Source organism: Bifidobacterium sp. ESL0800 (genome assembly GCF_029395355.1).
Lineage (GTDB): Bacteria > Actinomycetota > Actinomycetes > Actinomycetales > Bifidobacteriaceae > Bifidobacterium.
The window spans coordinates 605,391-630,268 of record NZ_CP113913.1 but is presented as its reverse complement, the minus strand read 5'-3'; the positions used below and the strand labels follow the sequence as shown (position 1 = coordinate 630,268).

At 58.8% G+C, this 24,878-nt stretch carries 17 protein-coding genes; 3 read left to right on the top strand and 14 right to left on the bottom strand.

Features of this window, described 5'->3' with window-relative positions; genetic code table 11:
* Positions 1–175 precede the first annotated feature (175 nt).
* From OZX75_RS02560 to OZX75_RS02540, 5 genes are all read right to left on the bottom strand, one after another.
* Entirely contained in the window at positions 176–3,424 is a 3,249-nt protein-coding gene (locus OZX75_RS02560; protein WP_277146686.1) for a bifunctional [glutamine synthetase] adenylyltransferase/[glutamine synthetase]-adenylyl-L-tyrosine phosphorylase, read from the bottom strand.
* Positions 3,425–3,476: 52 nt separating this feature from the next.
* The gene (locus OZX75_RS02555; RefSeq protein ID WP_277146685.1) at positions 3,477–3,731 is read right to left on the bottom strand and encodes a carbon starvation protein; all 255 of its coding nucleotides are present in this window, start codon (positions 3,729–3,731) and stop codon (positions 3,477–3,479) included.
* A gap of 143 nt (positions 3,732–3,874) precedes the next feature.
* Complete coding sequence (gene mmsB / locus OZX75_RS02550) at positions 3,875–5,101, bottom strand: multiple monosaccharide ABC transporter permease (RefSeq protein ID WP_277146684.1); 1,227 nt, start codon at positions 5,099–5,101, stop codon at positions 3,875–3,877.
* Positions 5,098–6,654 carry an ATP-binding cassette domain-containing protein gene (locus OZX75_RS02545; RefSeq protein WP_277146683.1) on the bottom strand — a complete coding sequence of 519 codons (1,557 nt, stop codon included), beginning with the start codon at positions 6,652–6,654 and terminating at the stop codon, positions 5,098–5,100. The genes mmsB and OZX75_RS02545 overlap by 4 nt, the downstream gene beginning before the upstream one ends.
* Positions 6,655–6,739: 85 nt before the next feature.
* A complete protein-coding gene (locus OZX75_RS02540) occupies positions 6,740–7,909 on the bottom strand; it encodes a substrate-binding domain-containing protein (RefSeq protein WP_277146682.1) in 1,170 nt (389 codons plus the stop codon).
* A gap of 205 nt (positions 7,910–8,114) precedes the next feature.
* Here OZX75_RS02540 and OZX75_RS02535 point away from each other — a divergent pair, with 205 nt between their 5' ends.
* From OZX75_RS02535 to OZX75_RS02525, 3 genes are all read left to right on the top strand, one after another.
* Positions 8,115–9,272 carry an ROK family transcriptional regulator gene (locus OZX75_RS02535; protein WP_277146681.1) on the top strand — a complete coding sequence of 386 codons (1,158 nt, stop codon included), beginning with the start codon at positions 8,115–8,117 and terminating at the stop codon, positions 9,270–9,272.
* A 38-nt stretch (positions 9,273–9,310) separates the two neighbouring features.
* Positions 9,311–10,207 carry an ATP-binding cassette domain-containing protein gene (locus tag OZX75_RS02530; protein WP_525930263.1) on the top strand — a complete coding sequence of 299 codons (897 nt, stop codon included), beginning with the start codon at positions 9,311–9,313 and terminating at the stop codon, positions 10,205–10,207.
* 132 nt (positions 10,208–10,339) lie between these two features.
* Complete coding sequence (locus tag OZX75_RS02525) at positions 10,340–10,726, top strand: hypothetical protein (RefSeq protein WP_277146679.1); 387 nt, start codon at positions 10,340–10,342, stop codon at positions 10,724–10,726.
* A gap of 62 nt (positions 10,727–10,788) precedes the next feature.
* Here OZX75_RS02525 and metF read toward each other — a convergent pair whose 3' ends face one another.
* The 9 genes from metF to gltB form a co-directional block, all read right to left on the bottom strand.
* Positions 10,789–11,640, bottom strand: coding sequence for a methylenetetrahydrofolate reductase [NAD(P)H] (gene metF, locus OZX75_RS02520; RefSeq protein WP_277146678.1), 852 nt, complete (start codon positions 11,638–11,640; stop codon positions 10,789–10,791).
* Positions 11,641–11,727: 87 nt separating this feature from the next.
* Positions 11,728–14,067, bottom strand: coding sequence for a 5-methyltetrahydropteroyltriglutamate--homocysteine S-methyltransferase (gene metE, locus OZX75_RS02515; RefSeq protein ID WP_277146677.1), 2,340 nt, complete (start codon positions 14,065–14,067; stop codon positions 11,728–11,730).
* A gap of 130 nt (positions 14,068–14,197) precedes the next feature.
* On the bottom strand, positions 14,198–15,274 hold the full coding sequence (locus tag OZX75_RS02510) for a tRNA (adenine-N1)-methyltransferase (RefSeq protein WP_277146676.1): 1,077 nt from the start codon (positions 15,272–15,274) through the stop codon (positions 14,198–14,200).
* Positions 15,275–15,438: 164 nt separating this feature from the next.
* Positions 15,439–16,296 carry an ABC transporter ATP-binding protein gene (locus tag OZX75_RS02505; RefSeq protein WP_277146675.1) on the bottom strand — a complete coding sequence of 286 codons (858 nt, stop codon included), beginning with the start codon at positions 16,294–16,296 and terminating at the stop codon, positions 15,439–15,441.
* Between the two features lie 149 nt (positions 16,297–16,445).
* Positions 16,446–16,619 (bottom strand): hypothetical protein, encoded by a 174-nt coding sequence (locus tag OZX75_RS02500; RefSeq protein WP_277146674.1) that lies wholly within the window; start codon positions 16,617–16,619, stop codon positions 16,446–16,448.
* A 116-nt stretch (positions 16,620–16,735) separates the two neighbouring features.
* Positions 16,736–17,959 (bottom strand): glycogen synthase, encoded by a 1,224-nt coding sequence (gene glgA / locus OZX75_RS02495; RefSeq protein ID WP_277146673.1) that lies wholly within the window; start codon positions 17,957–17,959, stop codon positions 16,736–16,738.
* A gap of 65 nt (positions 17,960–18,024) precedes the next feature.
* The gene (locus OZX75_RS02490; protein WP_277146672.1) at positions 18,025–18,477 is read right to left on the bottom strand and encodes a tripartite tricarboxylate transporter TctB family protein; all 453 of its coding nucleotides are present in this window, start codon (positions 18,475–18,477) and stop codon (positions 18,025–18,027) included.
* Positions 18,478–18,582: 105 nt separating this feature from the next.
* A complete protein-coding gene (gene gltD, locus OZX75_RS02485) occupies positions 18,583–20,115 on the bottom strand; it encodes a glutamate synthase subunit beta (protein ID WP_277146671.1) in 1,533 nt (510 codons plus the stop codon).
* On the bottom strand, positions 20,115–24,743 hold the full coding sequence (gltB, locus tag OZX75_RS02480; RefSeq protein ID WP_277146670.1) for a glutamate synthase large subunit: 4,629 nt from the start codon (positions 24,741–24,743) through the stop codon (positions 20,115–20,117). The genes gltD and gltB overlap by 1 nt, the downstream gene beginning before the upstream one ends.
* Positions 24,744–24,878 lie beyond the last annotated feature (135 nt).

The following is a 24,878-nucleotide window of genomic DNA, read 5'->3' as shown; positions in this document are numbered from 1 at the left end:
CGACACCTGTCGGCAATCTCACAGTGCCAAGCGTGTTAGACAGCCATACCCGAAACCGGCAAACAGCGAGAACGGCGGCTTTTCGGGCGGTTTCACCGTTGTTCATTGGGTTGTGATTTTGCGGCAGAAAAGCATCGTTTTGGAACGATCGCGACATTTCCACCGATTTCCATCCTCACAGCCCGTAGAACAGCCGTTCCATCACCTCACGGCACCGGCGCATGACGGCCTGCAGGTCGTTGCCGAAGTATTGGCCGCGGTTCGCGTCGTAGCCAAGGAAGGTCGCGACTCCCCCGAGCCCGTAGAAATCGGAGGGCAGCACGTCGGCCTGTTGCAGTCTCGCTCCCCACAGATAGTTGCCGTTGCGGGCCGCGGTGAGCATCTTCCACGCTTTGCGCAGCGCCTCGGCGTCGGCGGCGTCGATATATTCCAGACGCTCAAGTTCGTCCAGCGCCGCCAGCGTCGAATTGACCCGCAGGCTTTCCTGCTCACCCGCATGTTCGAGCTGCAGCAACTGCACCGTCCACTCGACGTCAGAGAGCCCGCCCGCACCGAGCTTCAGGTGCTGGTTGCGTTTCACACCGTGCGGCAGCCGTTCCGCCTCCATCCGCGCCTTGAGTTTGCGGATCTCACCGATCTCCTCGTCAGTCAACGGACGGTCCATATAACGCAGGGGGTCGGCGAGCTGGGTGAGGAAATCCCTGGCGAGCTGGACATCGCCGGCGGCGTACCGTGCCCGCAGCAACGCCTGCCGTTCCCACGTGCTGTACCACTTCGTATAGTAGTCACGGCATGATTCGTAGGAACGGATCAGCGGGCCGTTCTTACCTTCCGGCCGCAGCCCGAAATCGAGGTCGATTTTCGGTTCCAGACTGGCCGGCCCTTGCAGGATGTTACGCAGGTCGTTGACCACGTTACGGGCGAAATCGGCAGCGGTTTTCCTTGGATCGTCGCCGTTTTCATGCTCTTCGCCCGACATCGGCCGATACATCATGATGATATCGGCGTCGGAGCAGAAGTTGACTTCGCGCCCACCGTAACGTCCCATGGCGATGACGCTGATGGCTACCGGCGCGGATTCCAGTTTCATTGCTGCGCACTGATGGCGGATGGACCATTGCAGGGCCGCTTCGATCGCGGCATCGTAGACGTCGGTCATACCCGACAATCCGTGCCCGTCGTCGACGACACCGGAGGTCCAGCCCAGTCCGATGCGCTCGATTTCATGGCGTCGCATCGCGCGGATGGAAGTGGCGAAATCGTTCATATTGTCGGCATAACGTGAGACCGCTGCCTGTGCCCGCACGTCAAGGCTTTCGCGGGTTCGCGGCACGAGCATCGCTTCGTCGCCGAGCCAAGTCACCGATTCGATGGACTGGTTGAGCGCGTCGCCCAGCAGCCTCGAGTTGGAGAGGATATGGCAGAGCCTGATCAGCGCCTGCGGCGAATCACGCAGGAAACCGAGATACTGGCTGCCGCCGCCGAAGCGTTCCTCAAGCTTGCGCCATTGCAGCAGCCCCATATCGGGGTTCTGGCCTTGCGCCAGCCATTGCAGAATCGAGGGAAGCAGGATGCGGTTGATCTTGGCCGCACGGGAGACGCCTTCGGTCAGCGCGCGGACGTGGCGCATGGCGGCATCGGGGTCGGCAAAACCGATGGATTCAAAGCGTTCGCGGCTCGCCTTGTCGCTCAGCGTCACCTGATCGTCGTCCAGCTGCGCCGCGATGGGCAGCATCGGACGGTAATAGATATCGGTGTGCAGGCGTCGCACCTCACGGCGGACTTTGTCGTATCGTTCCACCAGCTGGTCGGGCAGCAGACCGAAGGCCCGGCCCATACGGCGCAGATCGGTGTTGCCGTCGATTGCCTTGGAATCGGCGTTGCGCACGATATCGAGGCCGCCTTGGTTGGCCTTGCCCAGATCCGGGAACAGATGCGTACGTTTCAGTTCCCACATCTGCGCCCGATGCTCAAGCACCCGTTCGAAACGGTAATCCTCGTCAAGCCTTGCGGCCTGCGGGCGCGCGACGTAGCCGCCGGCGGCAAGCGCCTGCAACGCGCCGAGCGTGGAACGGCCATGCAACGATTCGTCGGACCGGCCGTGGACCAGCTGCAGCATCTGCACAGTGAATTCGACGTCGCGCAGCCCGCCTTTGCCGAGTTTGATCTCACGGTCGCGCAGGTCGGGAGCAATATTGTCTTCGACGCGTTTACGCATCTTCTGGCAGTCATAGACGAAATTATCGCGTTTTGACGCGGACCAGACCAACGGACGCGTCAGATCGAGATAGACCTTGCCGAGCTCTTCATCGCCGGCGACCATCCGCGCCTTGAGCAACGCCTGAAACTCCCAGTTGCTGGCCCACTTCTCGTAGTAGACACGGTAGGAATCGACCGTGCGCACCAGCGGGCCATCTTTGCCTTCCGGACGCAAGGCGGTGTCGATCTTCCAAAGCGGTGGCATATCAACGCCGGGCATCACCGATTGGCAGATCCGTTGCAGCGTCATCGCTATTTTCGTGCCGATACGGGTCAGGGCGACGCCGTCGATGGGCTCTTCGCCTTGTGCAGCAAGCGGTTCCACCACATAGACCAGGTCGCAATCGGAGACGTAATTGAGCTCCTGGGCGCCGAGCTTGCCCATGCCGATAACCGTGAAACCGCAACGTTCGCTGCCTTCGACCTGTGTTCTGGCGATATCAAGTGCGGCGGTGATGGCGGCGTCCGCGAGGTCGGAAAGCCGGGCGCTGATCTGCGGCTGGATGGCTACGGGATCCTCCGCCGCGGTGTCCTCGGCCATGATGGCGGCAAGTTGCAGATAGTAATGCTCGCGCAAAGCTTCAACGGCGGCAGACATAGCATTGGCTGTCGGCACATCCGCGGATTGCGAAGCGACTGCCTTGACCGCTTCGCGCATATGGACGATACGTTCGGCTCGTGTAAAAGCAAGACTTCCGCACGGATCACAGGCCGCAGCGGACACGAGCTGCGGGTGCGCATGCATCAAGGCGCCCATGGAATCGGAAGCACCCAACACCCAAATCAATCGCGAAAGCGCTTCGGGTTCGTGAAGAAGTTGGTCGACGTCACTTCGACGCGAGTCGGAAGCGCAAGACCGCTCGTCGGTTTCAGCCTGTATGGCAACTGCCTCTCCCTCAGGGACTTTCGAGGCGGAGCCAGCGCTTTCATTGGCAACAAGGTCGTATGTCGATTTTCTGGAAACCGTGAATATTGCCGCAAGATGCTTCAACGCGATATCAGGATCACACGCACGCTGCAAGGATGTCAGAACAACCTGCAGGTTTTGACTGTCGAGCCCCGAGTTTTCCAAGCAAGCGAATCGCTTGCGCGCTTCACCGAGATCCTTCACTCCCGCATGAATCAGGTCGTGTGTGGTGATTTCGAATTTGTCGGAAGCTTTCATGATTCCAATCTACAACCGGGGCACTCTATTAGACGAATGAAAATCCATAGGATTATTGTTCATCCCTGTCTTCCCTGGATTGTTCATCGTCATCGCCATTCCCCTCATCAGCGTTTCTCCAGCTTTGGACCCCGGCAAAAATGCCATATCCGGTCACGATGAGAAGGCAAAGAACAAAAACGAGGTTCGGCCAGGTAAAGAACGTGCCGGCTTTGGCCGCCTCACTGCCGGACTGGACAAGCCAGATGAGACAGGCGACGGACATCAACAAATACAGGATGGCCCTGCTATGTTCGGAAAGTTTCATCACCATGACCTTTCATATACCCCATGACCAACCATAGTCATCATATTGAAAAATAAATACCATTGTTGATAATGACCATAAAGAAAGTGCATGCAGATCGTATCAAACGAATCCTGCATGCACTTCCCGTTTATATCAATCAATCAGCTCTTCTTGCGCTTGGACATGATGTCCACCGCGACTGCGAGCAGAAGCACCAGGCCCTTGATGGTCTTGACGACTGCGGTGTCAACGCCCATGATCGACAGACCCTGGTTGATGACGCCCATCACGAATGCGCCGACCACAGCGCCCGGAATGGTGCCGACGCCGCCGGCCACTGCGGTGCCGCCGATGAAGCAGGCCGCGATGGCGTCCATCTCAAACTCCATACCGGTCTGGGCAGTTGCGGAAGCCAGACGCGAGAGCATGCAGATCGCCGCGACCGCAGACAGGAAGCCCATATGGACGAAGAGGATGAAATCAACACGCTTGGTATTGATGCCGGAGAGGATAGCGGCCTTACGGTTGCCGCCGACCGCATAGACGTGACGTCCGAAGACGGTGCGTGTAAGGATGAAGTTGTATACCAGCACCAGCACGCCGACGATAACCAGCATGATGGGGATACCGCCTTGATTCTCATTGCCGGAAGAGGCGATGAGGTAGGTGACGAAAGCGATGACCGCGCTGATAAGTACGCACTTGATGACGGTCATGATCATCGGCTCCGGCACCAGGCCGACCTTTTCGGTGCGCTTGCGCTTCGCCAGCTGGCTGTAGACATAAGCCACGATGCAAATCACTCCGACCACGATGCTGAGTCCGTCGAACGGCCCCCAGAATCCTAGGATATTCGGCAGATAGTTACGGGCGATACCGCGGAAGGCATCAGAGGTGATAGGCACGGATTCGCCGACGATCACCGTTGCGAGTCCTCGGAACATCAGCATACCTGCCAATGTGGTGATGAAGCCGGGGATGCCGACGATTGCGACCCAGAAGCCCTGCCAGCAGCCGACGATCAGGCCGACGATCAGCGAGACGACGATGGCCAGCATCCAGTTCATTCCCTGCCGTTCCATCAGCAGCGCACAGATGCCGCCGATGAACGCGACCAACGAGCCAACCGACAGATCGATGTGGGTGGCGATGATGACCATCACCATACCTATGGCCAGAATGATCACATAAGCGTTCTGCTGGATCAGGGAGACGAAGCTGTTCGGCTTGAGCAACACACCCTTGGTGAGTATCTCGAAGACGACGATGATGACCACCAAAGCCGCGACGATGCCGTACTGACGCGCGTTGTTGGCGATGGCGGACACAATCGTGCCCTTGCTTTCCTTGTCTGTTTTCTTGGTAGGCGATACGACTGTGGAACTCATCGTGCTGCCACTTCCTTTTCTTTTGTCATACCCTTCATCAGGTATTCCTGACTGAATTTGTCCCTATGCACTTCATCGGTGATCACGCCTTGGCTGACCGTGTAAATACGGTCGCACACCCCGATAAGCTCGGGAAGCTCCGAGGAGATGAAGACGACCGCTCTGCCCGCATCGGCGAGCCTGTCGATGATCTCATAGATTTCGTATTTCGCACCGACGTCGATGCCTCTGGTCGGCTCGTCCAAAATGAGCACATCCGGATTCGAAAGCACCCACTTCGCCAAAACGACTTTCTGCTGGTTGCCTCCGGAAAGAGAACTGACCGGCTCGTCGATGCTGGTGCATTTGATGTTGAACCGCTCGCGATATTCCCCGACCCTCTTGCGTTCGATGTTGTCGTCCATGACACCGAACTTGCTCATACGTTTCAGGCTTGCCATCGAAGCGTTTTCACGAATATTCTGCAACAGGTTGAGCCCGTACATCTTACGATCCTCGGTGGCGTAGGCCAAGCCGGCATCGATGGCGGACTGCACATTGGGCAGATTCACCTGCTTGCCTTTGACATACACTTCTCCCGAAATGTGGGAACCATAGGAATGCCCGAAGACGCTTCTGGCCATCTCGGTACGACCGGCACCCATGAGTCCTGCCAAACCGACGATCTCACCGGCGTGAACGTTGAAGTTCGCGTGGTCGACGATGACGCGGGTGACATCCTGAGGATGGTGCACGGTCCAATCCTTGACGCGCAGGAACTCCGGCCCCGGCTTGTTCGAAGGATGTTCCGGATAGAGGTTGGTCAGCTCACGGCCGACCATCAGATGGATCAGCTCGTTCTGGTCGAGCGGTTCATCCTCGTCGACATGCATCGTACCCACCGTCGAACCATCACGGATGATGGTGACGTTGTCGGCGATATCGGCCACTTCGTTCAGCTTATGGCTGATGATGATACTGGTCACGCCCTGCTTGTCTCGCAGTTCACGCACGAGATTGAGCAGATTCGCCGAATCCTCGTCGTTCAATGCGGCTGTGGGCTCGTCCAGAATCAGCAGCTTGACGTTCTTCGAAAGCGCCTTGGCGATTTCGACGAGCTGCTGTTTGCCGACGCCCAGATCCATGATCTTGGTGTCAGGAGACTCCTCAAGCCCCACACGTTTCATCAGCGCGACGGCCTTCGCGCGTGTCTCGTCCCAGTTGACGATGCCGCTTTTCTGCTGTTCATTGCCGATGAAGATGTTCTCGTCGATGGGCAGATATGGGCTCAGTGCAAGCTCCTGATGAATGATGACGATGCCGTCGGCCTCGGAATCATTGATGGTCTTGTACTTGCATACCTTGCCTTCGAACGTGATGGTGCCGCTATAGCTGCCGAACGGGTAGACTCCCGAAAGCACATTCATCAACGTTGATTTGCCTGCGCCGTTTTCTCCGCAGATCGCGTGGATTTCTCCTCGCTTGACCGTGAGGTTCACGTTGTCCAGCGCCTTGACGGGTCCGAACTTCTTGGTGATGTTTTTCATGGTCAGTATGACGTTGTCATCTGGCATGACTCATACCTCCTTCTCGCTGCAAGCGGGGTTGCGGACCGCCCATTGGGCAAATCCGCGCCCCGCATGCCTGATGGATGTCAAACTACTTGACATCGGTGCCCTTGGTCAACGCGTCGAAACGCTGCTGCGTCACATACTTCGCCTTGACCAGGTCGGTCAAGTTGTCTTGCGTGATGTTCTGAGGATCAAGGAGCTTGGAAGGCACGTCAATGTTGTTGTTGTTGAACTTGCCGTTGATGCCGGTGACCTTCTTGTTCTCCGCGATCTCGATGATCATATCGTAGACGGCGTCGGCCAGCTTGTTGACGTTCTTGAACACCGTCTGGCCCTGAGTGCCCTTGGCGATGTTGGCCACGGCGATCTCCATGGCATCCTGACCGGTGATGTACGGCCATGAATCGGTGCCGGGCTGCATGTCGGGGCGCTTCTCCTGGATGGCGTTGATCACGCCCTGGGAAATGCCGTCATACGGGCTGAGGACCGCGTCAAGCTTCTCGCCGTGCGCATAGGTGGAGTCGATGATGGATTCCATGTCCTTCTGCGCCTGCTCGGCCTTCCAGGACTGCACGGAGATCTTCTGCCAGTCGGACATCTTGAAGTCCGCCTTGACACCGCCACCGTGGTTCGAAGGGCTGACGAGCACGCCGGACTTGAAGTACGGCTGCAGCAGCTGCCAGGCGCCCTTGAAGAAGTACTTCGCATTGTTGTCGTCAGGAGAGCCGGAGAACAGTTCGATGTTGAACGGGCCCTTGGCGCCCTTCTTCAGGCCGAGCTTGTCGATCAGGTAGTTGGCTTCGAGCACGCCGGTCTGCTCCAGCTGGAAGGTGGCGTAGTAGTCGACGGCCTTCGTGTTCATGATCAGACGATCGTAGGCGATGACCTTGGCACCCGCGTCCTTGGCCTTCTCAACGGCCGGCCCCACCGCAGTGCCATCCTTGGAAGCGACCACGACGATCTTGGCGTTGTTGTTGACCATGTTCTCGATATCCGCGTTCTGTTGCGGCGGCTTGTCGTCGGCGAACGAGAGCAGGACCTTGTAGCCGGCTGCCTCGAGCTTCTTCTTCAGATTGTTGCCATCCTTGTTCCAGCGTTCCTCGGACTTGGTCGGCATGGAGATACCGATGGTGTCGCCCTTCTTGATCTTGCCTTCCTCACTGGCCGCGCCGCCGCTTCGCGACGAACCGCAAGCTCCGACTCCAACGCACATAATCGCACCCAACGCGAGCGCAAGCATCTTCTTTGGTAGTTTCATTACTCTCTCCTTCAACTTCGAAAGAACGGAATCAGATCATTCTGAAACCCAAAAATATTTTGCACCTTTTATGTTAAGTTGTCAAATTCAAAAATAGCTTTTCCTGAATTTTATTTTCGATTCTCGAATTTAATATATAGAAAAACCGCCAAACTTACCCCGATAAACGACATCAAAAGGCCATAACATCGGCTATGCTGAATCTATGGCACGATTATTCGGTTCTCAGACTTCCCTTCGCAAAGCGAATCGTGAGACGATACTTGAGCATATCCAGCATCTGGGAGCCATGACCCAAATCGAACTCGCCGAATCAACCGGTCTTTCCACCGCCACCATTTCCACTTTGGTACGTCAGCTTGTCGAAGAGAACAAGCTCACCACGCAGAACACGGTGAGAAACGGACGTCGGGCCACGCTGGTTACGCTGGTGAGACAACACGGTCTCGGCATAGGCCTTCACATCAGCCGTCACGATTTGCTGTTGACGATCATCGACGCTTCGAAGGACATCGTCGCGGAACATGATCTTCCTCTGGCAAAGGACCATAAAACCGACACCACGCTCGAACGCGCCATCGTGCTGATCAACGAAACCTTGGAAAACATCGGTGCCGAGGCCAGCGAAATCCTTGGCATCGGCATGGCGGTCTCCGCGCCCGTAGATAACAAGACGCATACCATCTCCCTGCCCGGCATCCTCCCGGGATGGGACGGGGTCGACATCACCTCTCCCCTGTCCAACACCTTCCACGTACCGGTGATCATCGAAAACGATGCCAACGCCTCGGCGGTGTGCGAGGGCTCGATCGGCTGCGTGCAGGGAAAACCGGATTACGTCTTTATCCAGGCCGGCGAAGGTACCGGCGCCGGCATCATCATCGACGGAAAGCTATGGCACGGCGTGACAGGATTGGCCGGCGAAATCGGACATATCCAGGTCGATCCCCTCGGCAGCATCTGCACTTGCGGAAACCGGGGATGCCTTGATACCGTTGTCGGCGAAGACCGTCTGATTTCGTTGCTGAGCGTGACCCACGGCAATATGACCCTTTCGGATCTGGTGTCTTTGGCGCACAAAGGAGACCCGGGGTGCCGCAAGGTCATTTCGGATGCCGCAGTACGAATCGGCAACGTCTGCGCGGACCTCTGTATTTCCGTCGACCCCGAAGTGGTCGTATTGGGAGGCAGGCTTTCCTTGGCTGGCGCAGATTTCATCGACCCGTTCTCCGAGTCCCTGCAAAGACTGCTGTTTCCCTATGTCCTGAAACCGATCGAAGTCATACCTGCGCAGCATCCGGTGAACGCGGCTTCGTTGGGGGCGGCCATTCTGGCGTTGGAAAATGCTGAAAAACGTCGATAACATAGACCACAATTAAAAGTATCTGTACGAAAGAGGCGATGATGTCTGTTCGCAACGAGGTGCCGTTGATCACCATGCGCAATGTCACAGTGCGCTTTGGTTTCGTAGAGGCACTCAAGTCCGTCAATTTCGATATCAGGCCCAAGGAGATCATCGCCATCGTGGGCGACAACGGGGCAGGCAAATCGACAATCATCAAATTGCTGGCAGGATTGTTGCAACCGACCAGTGGGGAAATCGAGTTTCAGGGCGACCCCATAACCATCCACAACATTCATGAGGCCAATGGCCTTGGCATTGTTTCCGTATTCCAAGGCCAGGAGTTCTGCGACAACCTTGACGTATCCTCAAATCTGTTCCTGGGACGGGAACTTCGCGATTCGACGGGCATGAGGGATGATGCCGCCATGAACAACGAGGCCCGCAGAATCCTGCAGGAATTCAACTCACCGATCCGTGTAGGGCAACCGATTTCCTCCCTCTCTGCCGGGCAACAGCAGACCGTGGCTCTGGCAAGAACCATGCTCAACGACCCAAAACTGATTCTTCTGGATGAGCCGACATCATCGCTTTCGATGATACAGACCGCCGAAGTGCTCAATTACATCAAACGATTGCGCTCCCAAACCCGTTCCGTGGTACTGGTCGGCCACGATCTTCCCGATGTCTTCGCGGTCAGCGACCGAATCATTGTTTTAAGACACGGACGCATCAAAGGCATTCATGAGACCAATGAAACGAGCTATGAGGAGATCATCGCCGAAATCGCAGGGGTCGATGACAAAATAGGAGCTCATGAATCCAACGTCGGATTGAAGCAGTATAAAAGCGTAGTCCAAAACAACAGGCTCATAGACAGAACCAAAGAGATGCAGAATCTCGAACAACACAACCTGAACAGCGTCAAACAGGCCGATGAACGGCATTCTTCATAAAACGGCCATGGCGCGAGCCCGTCATCATCTGTTCTCAAGTCAGGAGACAGCTGTGTGTGCCAGGTTCCTCAAATTGATCAGACAGGCAGCGAACCAATCCATTGTTGAATGAACAACCGAAAGAAATCCAATATGAACAACATGAATCCCGTCAATCTCGCGATTGCAATAGCCATGGGTATCGTAGGGCTTGCTCTCGGCTTCTTTTTCGGCTTGATGCCGATGCGCACCTACAAAATGACGGACAAACAGAACCGCTTGCAGCAATGGCTGGCCATCGCCTTTATCCTCGTCATTATCCTGCTGATGTATTTCAAACAGGACGCAGCCTCGTGGGCGATCATTCTCGCGGCCATCGTCGGCATGGCCATCGCCAAAATTCCGGCGATCAACCGCCGGCTTCTCGCGAAATTCAAGTTTTTTAAGCCACGCAAGGCACGAAACAACAACCAGGCGAGCGCTGCAAACCATCCAAAGTCAAAGAAGAACAATCGCAAAAAGCATCGTCACGTCCACTGATCGACATTCACCGGATTGCGATATTCATCCTGCGCAATCCTGAATTGGGATCGCAGAAGTCGTTATTCGACGACCTTGAACAGCGGCTCGACGTTGGCCCAGATATGCCGGGCCAGTGCGGGGCGGTTCATCGTGTAGAGATGAATGCCGTCGACGCCATGCGCCACAAGGTCCGCAATCTGCTCGGAGGCGTAGACGATGCCGGCCTGCTGCAGGCAGGGCAGATTCTCACCCCACTTGTCAACGATGCGTTGCACGCCCGCCGGAATCTTGGAACCGTTGCGTTTGGTCATGTTGTTGATCGATCTGACGCTGCGTATCGGCATGATGCCCGCCTCGATCGGCACGTCGATGCCCTTGGCTCGCGCCAGATCGAGGAAGCGGTAGAAGTCCTCATTGTCGTAGAACAGCTGGGTGATCAGGTGGGTCACCCCGGCGTCCACCTTCTTTTTGAGGTTATCGACGTCCACTTCGAGGCACGAGGCTTCGAGGTGGCATTCCGGGTAGCAGGCGCCCATGATCTGCATGTCGGGGTCGTGCCGGCGGATGTAGGCGGCCAGGTCGCTGGCATGTTCGAAATCCCCGCAAGGCTCGTTGCCTTCGACGTAATCGCCTCTCAACGCCAGCACGCCGAAAACCCCCGCCTTTCGGAAGAGGTCCAAAGCCTCATCAACCGATGCTTTGTCGCTGTATAAGGCGGTCAAGTGGGCCACGACCGGGATGTGATAGTCGGCATTGATGGTGTGGGCTATTCTGGCGGTGTTGAGCCGGTTGGCATGGCTGCCGTGACGATAAGTGACCGAAATGAAGTCAGGGTCCAATCCTTGAAACCCGTCGAGCGCATCATAGATGGTGCCTACCGGGGCGTGCGGCTTGGGCGGAAATACTTCCAGCGAAAAAATCGGCGAATGCATGTCTTGTCTCCTGTGACAAATCGTGTGGCCGGCATCATTTTGATTCTGCTTGATGTCGGCCACACGTTGAACTACTTCAATATCGGCTTAGTTACGCGAGGCCTGCGAATCGTTCGCCAATTCGGCGCGAACCGTCTTGGCGGCCTCGACCATGTGTGTCAGGCTCGGCCAGGTCTCCTCGTTGCCGCGGGTCTTCAAGCCGCAGTCGGGGTTGATCCACACGCGGCCGGCGTCGGCCTTCTTCAAGATCGCGTGGATACGCTCGACCAGTTCCTTCGTGGACGGGATGCGCGGCGAATGGATGTCGTAGACACCGGGGCCAACCTCGGTTTCGAAATGCGCGTCATGAATGGCGTCGAGGACGACCAAATCGCCTCGGGAGGCTTCGAAGGAGATCACGTCGGCATCCATGTTGTCGATATCCTTGATGATGTCGTTGAACTCCGAATAGCACATATGGGTGTGAATCTGCGTGGTCGGCTTAACAGCGGAATGCACCAGACGGAAGGCCGGAATCGCCCAGTCAAGGTACTTCTTGTGCCAGTCGGAGCGGCGCAGCGGCAGCTTCTCGCGCAGCGCGGCCTCGTCGATCTGGATGACCTTGATGCCCGCGGCCTCGAGGTCGAGCACCTCGTCTCGGATGGCCAGCGCCAGCTGCTGGGTCTGCAGCTCGTTGCTGATGTCCTCGCGCGGCCACGACCAGTTCAAAATGGTGACCGGGCCGGTGAGCATACCCTTGACCACGTGCTTGGTGCGGCTCTGGGCGTACTTGCTCCAGCGCACGGTGATCGGCTCGGCGCGGCTTACGTCGCCCCAGACGATCGGAGGCTTGACGCAGCGGGTGCCGTAGGACTGCACCCAGGCGTTCTTGGTAAAGAGATAACCGTTCAGGTGCTGGCCGAAGTACTCGACCATATCGTTACGCTCGAACTCGCCATGCACCAACACGTCGAGGCCGATCTGCTCCTGACGGGCGATGACCTGGTCGATCTGGCTGGCGATGAACGCGTCATAGGTCTCCTGCGCGATCTCGCCTTTACGGGCCTTGGCGCGCATGGAGCGGATCTCACGGGTTTGCGGGAAGGAACCGATGGTGGTGGTCGGCAGTTGCGGCAGGCCGAGCTCCTCATGCTGGAGCTTGCGACGCTCGGCACGGGCCGGCTGGCGCACGAAGTCCTTGTCGGTAAGCGTTGCAAGACGCTTGGCCACAGCCTGATCTGGCGCCACACGGCTACCGTCGAACAGGGCCTGGTTGTCGGCAAGAGCCTGCGATTCCTTGCGCAACGTATCGTCGGCATCGGCCAGCTTGGCCACGTCGACCAGCTCGTCGAGTTTCTCGACGGCGAAGGCGAAGTGCTTCAGGACCTCCGGCTTCAATCCGGTCTCGCCTTGCGTGCTGAACGGGACGTGCAAGAGCGAGGAGGCGGTGGAAACCGCGACGTTACCGGTCTTGGTCTTCAATGCGTCAAGGAGCCCCAGGCTCTGCGCGTAGTTGTTGCGCCAGATGTTGCGTCCATTGATGACGCCGGCGAAAATCGTGGTGTTTTCGGCCACACCGTATTGCTCGATAGCGGCGAGATTCTCGTCGCGGCCTTCGATGAGATCGAGACCGACGCCGTCGAAGCCAAAGAGATTCACCGTCTCATAGATGTCGGCGATATTGCCGAAGTAGGTGTTGAGCAGCACCTTGACGTTCTTGCCTGCAACGGCGGAACGCGCCGGCAGAATGGCGGAATAGAGCGCCTTGAAGAGTTCGGTGTCACCGTCCTCCTTGTCGAGCACGAGATACGGCTCGTCGAGCTGCACCCACAGTGCGCCGAGTTCGGCGAATTTGCGGATGATCTGCGCATAGACACCCGAGACCGCGTCGACCAGGCCGCGGTCGAGTTCCAGCTCTTCGGCCTGCGGGTTGCGGGCCAGCTTGAGGAAGGTGTAGGGGCCGATCAGCACCGGCTTGGTCAGTATGCCTTGCGCTTTGGCTTCGTTGAATTCGTCGAACGGTTTGGTGGAATTGAGCTTGATCTGCGTGGACGCATCGATTTCTGGAACCAGGTAATGGTAGTTGGTGGTGAACCACTTCTTCATCGGCAGCGCGGTGACGTCGCCTTCCGGACCCTGATAGCCACGGCCCATCGCGAAGAGGGTGTCTTCGGGATTTTCGAAGGAGAGGCGACGATAGCGTTCGGGGATCGCATTGAGCAGAATGGCGGTATCGAGCATCTGATCGTAATAGCTGAAATCGTTGCTGGGGATCAAGTCGACACCGGCGTCGGCCTGCAGCTTCCAATGCTCGGCGCGCAGCTGCCTGGCCGTCGCGCGCACGTCGTCGAGGCTGGACTTGCCCTTCCAATAGCCTTCGATGACCTTCTTCAATTCTCGGTCGCGCCCGATGCGCGGGAAGCCGGAAACCGATGTGAGAGCAGACATATTTCCTCCAAAAATCGACCAATGACTATCGAAATCTTATCAAACATCGGCGTTCTAAGCTCATCAGTCCACTTAAGGTGTCGTTATAGATTGAGATTATATATGCTCAACCGTCATTGCCAACATCCTGTCAAGCTTCCGATCGAGTATCCTCGCCGATTACACGCAACTGGTCGCCGAGGTCGCGAAGAACCTTGCGCAGCTTGCGGTCGCTGATATCGCGCAGCTCGAGGTCGGCGAGACGTTCGGCCTGCTGCTCTTCGGTCAGCGAATCGATGTCGGTGACCGTGTCCTTGGTGGCGCGCTCGCGTTTGCGCAGCGCCTTGAACCCGTCGGCCATGGCGCGGGTGACGACCAGGAAACCGGTATGGCCGATCATCTGGTGGTCGGGGCGCACGGCGAGACCCTGTGCCTTCCATGTGCGTTCGAAGGTCTCCTGGACTTCCGGTTCCGTCCAGCAGCCGGCTTCGCGCAACGCCTCGCAGAACCGCGACATCTGCGTGGTCGTGGTGACGTAGGCGACAAGCACCCCGCCGGGAGCGATGACCCGATAGGCCTGTTCCAGCCGATTCCACGGGTCTAGCATGTCGAGCATGATCCGGTCGAAGGAATGTTCGGGTAGCGTGGCGGCCACCGAGTCAAAATCGCCGGTGAGCAAATCCCACCATTCCGGACGTTCGCCGTAATAGAGCGTCGCGTTCGCCGCGGCGACCTTGGCGAATTCGGGACGCATCTCGATGGTGGTCAGGTGGCCGGACTCCCCTACGGCGTCAAGCAGGTTGAGGCTCATCGCGCCACTGCCCGCGCCGGATTCCAGTACGCTCAGCCCCGTGCGGATGTCGCCGAGCTGAATGACCTGGGCGATATCCTTCGGATACATGATCTGCGGGCCGCGGGGCATGGAAAGCACGTAATCAGCAAGCCGCGGACGCATGACGGCGTAGTCCCAGCCGCCTATGGCACGGGCCGCCTTCCACGGCTTCGGCTTGTTGTGCCCGGGCGTGCCACCCGTCGTCTGCGCCTCACGCTTCGAAGTGACGGTAGTGACGACGACACCTTCCGTGCCGCCGATCACGTCGTCGTGCAGGATGATGCCGTGGTCGGTCTGGGTGGAGCCGCCAGGCACCAGCTGGTCGGTGATCTTCTTGCCCTTGCGGTCCGTGAACTGAACCTTCTCCCCCGCCTGCAGCGCCCCACGTCTCGGCATACCCACGCCATCCTTCGTTACTTGAACAATCAACCAACGTATATATTCTCATACCATGCGGATTGGCGAATTACGTCAAGCGATATCCAAGCGATTACCGACGACGCAAACGCGATAGCGACGTTGCCGGCGGCAACCGCCTGTCAGCCGGAATTCAGGCCCGTCTACTCTTCGATGGCGTAGGCCGACCAACGGCCTTCGTCGTGTGTCACCTTGAGCGGCAGGCCGAAGATATGGCTCAGGCGTTCGGCGGTGAAACCGTGCTCAAGGTCACCGGTGTAAATAATGGTTCCGGGCTGCGGGTCGGCCCCGGCGACGTTGTCCGCATGCGCGTCGGTCTCGTTGCCGGCCATGCGTCCCATGATGGCGACATGGTCGAAACCCTGCGGAATCTCCTCGAGCCTGTGCGTCACCAGCAGCACGGTACGCTCGGTGTCGTGCCGGCCGATGTCGCTCAGCGCACGCAACGCGAGCTCCCGGCCGCCGAGGTCGAGCCCGGTGGTCGGCTCGTCCAAAATCAGCAGATCGGGATTGCCCATCAACGCCCGGCAGATGAGCACACGGGTGCGCTCGCCTTCCGAAAGTTTGAACATCTGCTTGCCTTCGAGGTATTCAATGCCGAACATGGTCATGAACCCGCGGGCCTTGTCGTAATCGGCCTGCGTGAACTGTTCGCGCCAACGGCCGGTGGTCGCGGTCAACGCCGTCAAAATGACGTCAAGCGGGTCCTCGCCGTTAGGGAACGAACGCGACAGTTCTGCGGAGCTCAGCCCGATCCGATTGCGGTAGGAAAAGACATTGACCTTGCCAAGTCGGTTGCCCAGAATATCAACGGTTCCTACTGAGGGGAACCCGCGGGTCGCCATCATCGCCACGAGACTGGATTTGCCGATGCCGTTGGGACCGAACAGCACCCATTTCTCGCCACGTTTGAGGTCGAGGTTCACGTCGGTCAAAATGACGCGACGGTTCCTACGAAATTCCACATTGCTCAGTTTCAGCGCCGAAACAGCCTCGCCCATTGTCATCCCTTCACCGTGAATTTGCCTTTGATTGCGCGGATCGCATCCGTGCTCATTAGACTAATCCCGAAAAGTCGCCCAAAATGTCTTGATTCCATATTGTGACGAAAACAGAAACCGTTGAAGAGAGAAACGTCTAGAAGAAACACTTAAGTGAGAAAACTCGCCACCATAATAATGACGGCAAAGAAATAAAGGCAGCAGCCCACCACGATTTTAAGAGTACGCAACGCCCGTTTCTTGCCGAGCGCGGCGGAAAGGCAAAGCGCGGTGGCCAGAACGACGACAATGGCTAATACCACGTACAGCACATACTGGAACATGTCGTACCTTTCCCGCTTACCGATTCATGACTATTGGCAACGGCGATGATTCTGAATCATTCATATTTCGCAATCCAAATCTAACATTCTTTGAATCAATGACCAAAATCGTGCCGTCACCGCAAAACCTGACGATACACGTCCATCGTCTCGTCGGCGATACGTTCCCAGCTGAACTCGTCGCGGGCACGCCTGAAACCGGCCTCACCCATTTCCCTGGCACGCTGCGGGTCGGCCATGAGACGGTTGATGGCCGCAGCCATATCGTATACGAAATCGTCGGGATGCGTCGGCGTGCCGCTGCCATCGTGCTTCTGCTCGATCGGCACCAGGTAGCCGGTGACCCCGTCGACCACGACTTCGGGAATCCCACCCGTGGCGCTGGCCACCACCGGCAGGCCGCAGGCCATCGCCTCGAGGTTGACGATGCCCAACGGTTCGTAGATACTCGGGCAGACGAAGGCGTCACATCCGTGTTCCAACGCGTTGAGTTCGGGGCGTGGCAGCATCTCCTCGATCCAAATGACGTTGCCGCGCGCGGCTTTGAGCTTGGCGAACGAAGCGCGCACTTCGGCGCCGAGTTCCTCGGTATCCGGCGCTCCGGCACACAGCACGACCTGAATGCCCTTGTCGACCAAGTGGAGGGCGCGCAGAAGATAAGGCAGGCCCTTCTGCCGTGTGACGCGACCGACGAAGAGCAGCGTGGGCAGGCTTCGATTGATATGGTAACGTTCGAACACCTTCCAGGCCGGATCATCGGACTCGGGCGTGGTGAAGTCGGCGATCGTGATGCCGTTATGGACCACGGAGATTTTCGCCGGATCGATGGCGGGATAAGCCGTCAGAATATCCTGCTTCATACCAAGCGATACCGCGATAACACGGTCGGCGTGGGTGAAGGCGTCGCGTTCGGCCCACGAGCTGAGGTTATAGCCGCCGCCAAGCTGGTCACGTTTCCACGGACGGAACGGTTCGAGGCTGTGCGCGGTGACGACAAGCGGGATCTCGTGCAGCTGAGCCGCCAGTCTTCCGGCGAGACACGCGTACCACGTATGCGCATGAACGATATCTCCGTCGGCGTCACCCGCCATTTGAAGATCGACCCCGAACGTCTGCAAGGCCATGTTGGCTTGCGACAATTCGCGAGGCACATCATAGCCGACCACGCGCAGACTGCCGCCAGAAACCTGAGGAACCTCATCGGGTTTTCTTGCCCCGTCGAACGCACGGACCGTGACTTCGGCGCGTTTCGCGAGCACTTTCGACAACTCCTCGACGTGCACGCCAGCACCGCCATACACATGCGGCGGGTACTCGCGGGTCAGCAAATCAATCTTCATACGAGTCAATCAACCTTATTCGCCCATCAATATTGAACAACTGCCTGCAAGCCCAACGATTCCCGTCAAATCGCGGTGCCGTTGGAGTCAAGGTTCGGGTTGTGGCGGTAATTGCCGGCGGTGAAGAACAGGCTCAGCACGCCGACGACGAAGATCACGGAAACAGTGACGATCAGCCACAACGGATGCTTGGGCACCCACATCAGAACCGCGAAGGCGATGCCGGAAAGAACAATCAGGGTCCAGCTGATGATCCTGAACCACTGATGCAACGAATGCGGGGCGCGCATGACCTTCGGATCGCTGTAATTCGGATCGAGATTCTGCGCCGGCGCCGAAAGCGTCTCGGCCTTGGGTTTCCACTCGGTATCGCCGTTTTCCTCGAGGCGACGGCTGCGCTCTTGCAGTGAGTACTCGTCAATGAGCCCTCCTCGGCCACGATTTTGCGGCTGATTGGGCTGTGGCACCCCCCTGCGGCTCTGCTTGGCTTGGGCCCGACGTTCGGCGCGATTCGGCATCTCTGTTCCTTTCGGCTTTTGAATTTCGTCCTAAATATGGATTTTAGTCCTAGGCCTGTCAAACCGACGGCTCACATTTTTCGGCCACGCTAAAAATGCAAGCCTCTACAGTGTCATCGGCTTCTGAGTCGAAACAATCGGATCCGGAAGTTCGGTGGCGCCATTGAGGAAACGATCAACCGCCGAAGCACAACTTCGACCCTCCGCAATCGCCCAGACGACAAGGCTTTGGCCACGGCCGGCGTCGCCGCACACGAAGACACCCTCCTGGCTGGTCTCGAATTGCTTGTTGCGGGACACGTTTCCACGACCGTCGAGTTCGACCGGCAACTGGTCCAGAAGCGTCGACGTATCCGGATGCTGGAAACCGGTGGAAATCAGTACCAGATCGGCGTCGATGATCCGCTCCGTTCCTGCGACGTGCTCTCGTTTGCCGTCTTCATCGCGTCTGACGTCAACGACCTTGACGCCGGTGACATGGCCGGACTCATCAGCGAGGAACCTGCTGGCGAGGCCTGTTTCATCAAGTGTGACCCGTTCGACGCGTTGCGCTTCCTCGATGCCAGCGAAACTGACGGTATCGGTGCTGTATTCATAGGTGCCGCCCTCCTGCATCGAAGTAGTGGGCTGGTAGAGACGCGCGTACGTGGGCCACGGCTGGCTGTCCGGGCGAACCGTGGGTTCTTTGGGGTTGATCTGCAAGACGGTGACGCTGGCGGCACCTTGGCGGATGGCCGTGCCCAGGCAGTCCGAACCGGTGTCTCCGCCGCCGATGATGAGGACGTTCTTGCCGTTGGCATCGATGTTGTTGACCGGCTCCTTGCCTTCGACGCGCCTGTTGGCATCGGGCAGGAAGTCCATCGCGAAATGGATGCCGTCGAGCTCGCGGCCCGGCACGTTCACATCGCGCGGGACACCCGAACCGATGGCGACGACCACCGCGTCGTAGCGCGACCGTAGCTCGTCCCAGCTCACGTCCTTGCCGATCTCAATATTGGTGCGGAAGACGGTGCCTTCGGCCTCCATCTGCTCGATACGACGGTCGATCAGGTGCTTGTCGAGCTTGAAGGACGGGATGCCGTAACGCATCAAGCCACCGATCTCGTCGTCGCGCTCGTAGACGACGACGGTATGGCCGGCGCGGGTCAGCTGCTGGGCGCATGCGAGGCCGGCGGGGCCGGAACCGACGATGGCGATGGTCATGTCGGTCAGTCGCTGCGGCGGCATCGGCTTGACGTAACCGAGCTTCCAGGCCTGGTCGATGATGGTCTGCTCATCGGCCTTGATCATGGTCGGCGGCTGGTGGATGCCCAGCACGCACGCCTGTTCGCACGGCGCCGGGCAGATCAGCCCGGTAACTTCGGGGAAATTGTTGGTGGCCGAAAGCCGCTGATAGGCCTCTTCCCACTGACCTTGCCGCACCAAATCGTTGAAGTCGGGGATGATGTTGCCCAGCGGGCAACCTGTCATGCAGAACGGCGTGCCGCAGTCCATGCAGCGCGAGGCCTGCTCCTTGGTCCACGGCTGGAAGCCGGACTGGGCGTGCACGTCCTTCCAATCATGGATGCGCTCGGCGACTGGGCGGTCCTGTGCCTCGTGGCGGGTACGTACTTTCAGAAATCCTTTGGGGTCGCTCATCAGTCCACTCCCTCCATCACATGCTCATAGACACTATCCCAGGCTCCGGGGGCGTTGAAATCGACATTGTCGGCCTGCGCCGCCTCCATGGCCGCGCTCATCGCGACGAACTGTTTGGGCACGATGTGGGTGAACCGCGAACGCGTCCCTTCCCAATCGTCGAGCAGGCCGCTCGCGAAGGCGGAACCGGTTTCCTCCGCATGCTTCTTGACCAACGCTCGAACCTGCTGGGATTCGACATCGTCCAACGCCTCGAAGAGCAATGAACCGGACTTGACCGCTGCCGGATTGACCTTGTTCATATCCAGATCGAGTACATAGGCGTGGCCTCCGGAGAAACCGGCGCCGAAGTTGCGTCCGGTGGGGCCGAGCACCACCACGGTGCCGCCGGTCATGTATTCACAGCCGTGGTCGCCCACGCCTTCGACGACGAACGTGGCGCCGCCGTTGCGCACGGCGAAGCGCTCCCCCGCGCGTCCGGCGACGTACATCTCGCCGCTGGTCGCACCGAAACCGGTGACGTTGCCGGCGATGACGTTGGTGTGTGGGTCGAAGTGCAGCGTTCCGTCTTGAGGGCGGACGATGATGCGTCCGCCGGAAAGCCCCTTGGCCGCGTAATCGTTGACCTCGCCGTAGATGCGCAGCGTCTCGCCGCGCGGAATGAACGCGCCTATGGACTGGCCGCCGGAACCGCGCAGGGTCATGTCGATGGTGTCGTCGGGCAGGCCTTTGGCGCCGTAGCGTTTGGTAATCTCGTAGCCGACCATCGTGCCGACGGTGCGGTTGACGTTGCGAATCGGCAGGTCGAGACGCACCGGCTCGCGATGTTCGAGCGCGGGTTTGACCAAATCGATAAGCTGGTTGTCCATCGCCTTGTCGAGCTCATGGTTTTGTGCGATGGTCTGGTGCAGGATCGTGCCAGGCGTCGGTCCGGACTGAGCAAGGACGTTGGACAGGTCGACGCCGTTGGATTTCCAGCGTTCCACTGCTTCATCCTGGTCGAGGCATTCGACGTGGCCCACCGCCTCCTCAAGACTGCGGAAACCGAGCTGCGCCAACAGTTCTCGCACCTCGCGGGCGATGAACATGAAGAAATTGACCACATATTCGGGCTTACCGGTGAACCGTGCTCTGAGCTCCGGGTCCTGGGTGGCGATGCCCTGCGGGCAAGTGTTCAAGTTGCAGGCGCGCATCATGACGCATCCTTCGGCCATGAGCGCCGTGGTGGCGAAACCGAACTCCTCAGCGCCCAGCAGCGCAGCGATGACTACGTCGCGGCCGGTTTTGAGCTCGCCGTCGCACTGTACGACGATGCGGGAACGCAGGCCGTTCAAGACCAGCGTCTGCTGGGTTTCGGAAAGGCCTATCTCCCAAGGCGTGCCGGCGTGCTTAATCGCATTCAAGGGCGCTGCACCCGTGCCGCCATCGGAGCCGGAGATGAGCACGACGTCGGCATGGCATTTGGCCACGCCGGCCGCCACGGTGCCGACCCCGAATTCGGAGACGAGCTTGACATGGATGCGGGCCTTGGGATTGGCCATCTTCGCATCGTAGATCAGCTGTTTCAGGTCCTCGATGGAATAGATGTCGTGATGGGGCGGCGGGCTGATGAGCTCGACGCCGGGCGTGGCATGGCGCACCTTGGCAATCCACGGCGGCACCTTCGCGCCGGGCAGATGGCCGCCCTCGCCGGGCTTGGCGCCTTGGGCGAGCTTGATCTGCAGGTCGGTGGCGTGCACGAGATAGTCGCTGGTCACCCCGAAACGCGCCGAGGCAATCTGCTTGATACGGCTGGATCGCATCGGGTCCTCGATACGGTCGTCGGACTCGCCGCCCTCGCCGGAGTTGGAGCGCGCCCCGATGGAGTTCATCGCGATGGCCAGCGTCTCGTGGGCCTCCTGCGAGATGGACCCATAGCTCATCGCGCCGGTCGAGAACCGCTTGACGATCTCGCTTTCCGGCTCGACCTCCTCGATCGGGATGGGCTTGCGGCCGCCGGCGAATTTCATGAGCCCTCGCAGGGTCATCAGCCGGTTGGAGGTGTCGTTGACATGCTTGGAATAGCGCTTGAACAGGTCGTAGTCGCCACGCTGGGTGGCCTGTTGCAGCAGGAACACGGATTCCGGATCGTTCAGATGGTCCTCACCGGTGCGACGCCATTTGTATTGGCCGCCGACACGAAGCCTGCGGTGCGGGGTCGCCGTCCACTGGTTCGGATACGCGACGCGGTGGCGGGTGGCGACTTCCTCGGCGATCTCGTCGAGGCCGATGCCGCCGACACGCGAAGTGGTGCCGGTGAAATATTCGTCGATGACGTCCTGGTTAAGGCCCACAGCCTCGAAAAGCTGGGCGCCGCGATAGCTCATGATGGTGGATACGCCCATCTTGCTCATGATCTTCAACACGCCAGTGGATAGCGCCTTGCGCAGGTTCTCCACTCCGGTTTTGGCGTCGACATCGAGGAAACCACCACGTGCCAGATCCTCGACGGATTCGAAGGCAAGATAGGGGTTGACGCAGGCGGCGCCGTAGGCGATCAGCAGGGCGACGTGGTGAATCTCGCGTACGTCGCCGGCTTCGACGGCCATCGAGATCTGGGTGCGGGTGTGCATGCGCAGCAGATGATGCTGTACGGCGCTGGTCAGCAGCAGCGAAGGAATCGGAGCCCACGTATGGTTGGAATCACGGTCGGAGAGCACAATGAAGTTCTTGCCTTCGGCGATGGCCTGGTCGACCTCCTTGAAGATCTCACCCAGCCGCGCCTCAAGCGCCTTGCCGCCACCGGCGACCTGATAGAGGCCGTGAACGACGAACGGCTTGTAGTAGCCGCCGAGCACTTTGGCGCGATCGAGACGCTTGAGCTGCGCCATCTCGTCGGAATCGACGACCGGATCGGGAATCACGATCTTCTTCGCGGAAAGCTCCAGATCATCGAGCAAATTGGGTTCCGGGCCGATCGCCGAGGCCAGCGACGTGACGATTTCCTCACGTTCCCAGTCCAGCGGCGGGTTGGTGACCTGCGCGAACTTCTGAGTGAAATAGTCGAAGAGCATGCGGCTATGGTTGGAAAGCACAGGCTGCGGGGTGTCGTTGCCCATCGCGCCGATCGGTTCCTTGCCGGTGTTGGCCATCGGCGCCAGCAGAATCTTCAGGTCTTCCTGCGTATAGCCGAATGCGCGTTGACGGCGAACAACCGAAACGTTGGAATGGCGGACATGCTCGCGCGCGGGCAGGTCGCTCAAGCGCACGGCATTGCCTTCGATCCATTCGCGATACGGATGCTGGGTCGCGAGTTGGTGTTTGATTTCCGTATCGGGAACGACGCGCCCTTCGCCCGTGTCGATCAGGAACATCTTGCCGGGTTCGAGCCGGCCTTTGGCGACGATATGGTCCAAGGGCGTTTCGGGAAGCACCCCGGCTTCGCTGGCCAGTACGACATAGCCGTCATCGGTCATCTGCCAACGCCCCGGGCGGAACCCGTTGCGGTCGAGCTGTGCGCCCACCAACGTGCCGTCGGTGAAAACGATGTCGGCCGGACCATCCCACGGCTCGATAAGACTGTTGTTGTATTCGTAGAACGCCCGGATGTCGGGGTCGAGCGTCTGGTCCTTCTCCCAGGCGGGCGGCAACAGCATCAGCACGGCGTGCGGCAGGCTGCGTCCGGCCAGGTGCAGCAGTTCAAGACATTCATCGAAGGTTCCGGAATCGGAGTAGCCCGGCGTGGCGACGGGCAGTAACGGCTTGAAATCGCCCAGCAGTCTGCTGCTGAACCGTCCCTCGCGCGCGGAGAGCCAATTGCGGTTGCCTTGGATAGTGTTGATCTCGCCGTTGTGAGCGATCATGCGGAACGGCTGTGCCAACGGCCAGCTCGGGAAAGTGTTGGTGGAGAAGCGCGAGTGGACGATGGCGATAGTTGTTTTCATCGTCGACGAAAGGAGATCCGGGAAGAAGCTCGTCAGCTGCATCGTGGTGAGCATGCCCTTGTAGGTGATCGTCCGGGCGGAAAGCGAGGCGAAATAGACACCGGCCTCGTGTTCGACGCGCTTGCGCACGCGGAAAGCCTTGCGTTCGAGGTCGATACCGCCCAGGCTTCCGACCTGTCCTGCTTGGTCATTCTGAATATTCCGGCCGTCCAGACCATCCTGCGGAGCCGAGGCCATCACCAGCATCTCGAAGGACGGCATGGATGCGAGCGCCTGCAGCCCCAATCCATCCGGATTGGTCGGCACCGTGCGCCAAGCGAGAACCTGCAGTCCCTCATCGGCCACGATGCCTGCAATCTGACGTTTCTGGCCGCTGGCCTTGGCAAGGTCACGGTCGAGGAAAGCGATACCGGCCGAGTAATGGCCGGCTTCCGGCAGCTCAGCGTCCGCCACTGCCGAGCGGATGAATTCATCGGGCATGGCCATGAGGATCCCGGCTCCGTCACCGGTGTTCTCCTCGGCGCCCACGGCCCCGCGATGGTTGAGATTGACGAGCACCTCGATGGCGTCGTCGACGATCTTGCGCTCCGGTTTTCTGTTGAGGGTGGTGACCATGCCGACGCCGCACGCATCATGCTCTGCCGCAGGGTCATACATACCTTGCGCATGATGAATCGTCAAATCAAGTGGAGTTTTATCAGTCACCACAATCACCCCTAACTTCTGTGGAACCGCAACTTCGTTGCAAGTGCTTTCACAGACTAGCGGCATGTCATGTCAGAAATGTGTCGTTGTCCAATTTCAGACGAATTCTTCCATATTATGGACATTCTTCCAGTA

Coding starts and splice junctions, on each gene's coding strand:
- OZX75_RS02560 (WP_277146686.1), bottom strand. CDS start 3,424: ATGAAAGCTTCCGACAAATTCGAAATCACCACACACGACCTGATTCAT.
- OZX75_RS02555 (WP_277146685.1), bottom strand. CDS start 3,731: ATGAAACTTTCCGAACATAGCAGGGCCATCCTGTATTTGTTGATGTCC.
- mmsB (WP_277146684.1), bottom strand. CDS start 5,101: ATGAGTTCCACAGTCGTATCGCCTACCAAGAAAACAGACAAGGAAAGC.
- OZX75_RS02545 (WP_277146683.1), bottom strand. CDS start 6,654: ATGCCAGATGACAACGTCATACTGACCATGAAAAACATCACCAAGAAG.
- OZX75_RS02540 (WP_277146682.1), bottom strand. CDS start 7,909: ATGAAACTACCAAAGAAGATGCTTGCGCTCGCGTTGGGTGCGATTATG.
- OZX75_RS02535 (WP_277146681.1), top strand. CDS start 8,115: ATGGCACGATTATTCGGTTCTCAGACTTCCCTTCGCAAAGCGAATCGT.
- OZX75_RS02530 (WP_525930263.1), top strand. CDS start 9,311: ATGATGTCTGTTCGCAACGAGGTGCCGTTGATCACCATGCGCAATGTC.
- OZX75_RS02525 (WP_277146679.1), top strand. CDS start 10,340: ATGAACAACATGAATCCCGTCAATCTCGCGATTGCAATAGCCATGGGT.
- metF (WP_277146678.1), bottom strand. CDS start 11,640: ATGCATTCGCCGATTTTTTCGCTGGAAGTATTTCCGCCCAAGCCGCAC.
- metE (WP_277146677.1), bottom strand. CDS start 14,067: ATGTCTGCTCTCACATCGGTTTCCGGCTTCCCGCGCATCGGGCGCGAC.
- OZX75_RS02510 (WP_277146676.1), bottom strand. CDS start 15,274: ATGCCGAGACGTGGGGCGCTGCAGGCGGGGGAGAAGGTTCAGTTCACG.
- OZX75_RS02505 (WP_277146675.1), bottom strand. CDS start 16,296: ATGGGCGAGGCTGTTTCGGCGCTGAAACTGAGCAATGTGGAATTTCGT.
- OZX75_RS02500 (WP_277146674.1), bottom strand. CDS start 16,619: ATGTTCCAGTATGTGCTGTACGTGGTATTAGCCATTGTCGTCGTTCTG.
- glgA (WP_277146673.1), bottom strand. CDS start 17,959: ATGAAGATTGATTTGCTGACCCGCGAGTACCCGCCGCATGTGTATGGC.
- OZX75_RS02490 (WP_277146672.1), bottom strand. CDS start 18,477: ATGCCGAATCGCGCCGAACGTCGGGCCCAAGCCAAGCAGAGCCGCAGG.
- gltD (WP_277146671.1), bottom strand. CDS start 20,115: ATGAGCGACCCCAAAGGATTTCTGAAAGTACGTACCCGCCACGAGGCA.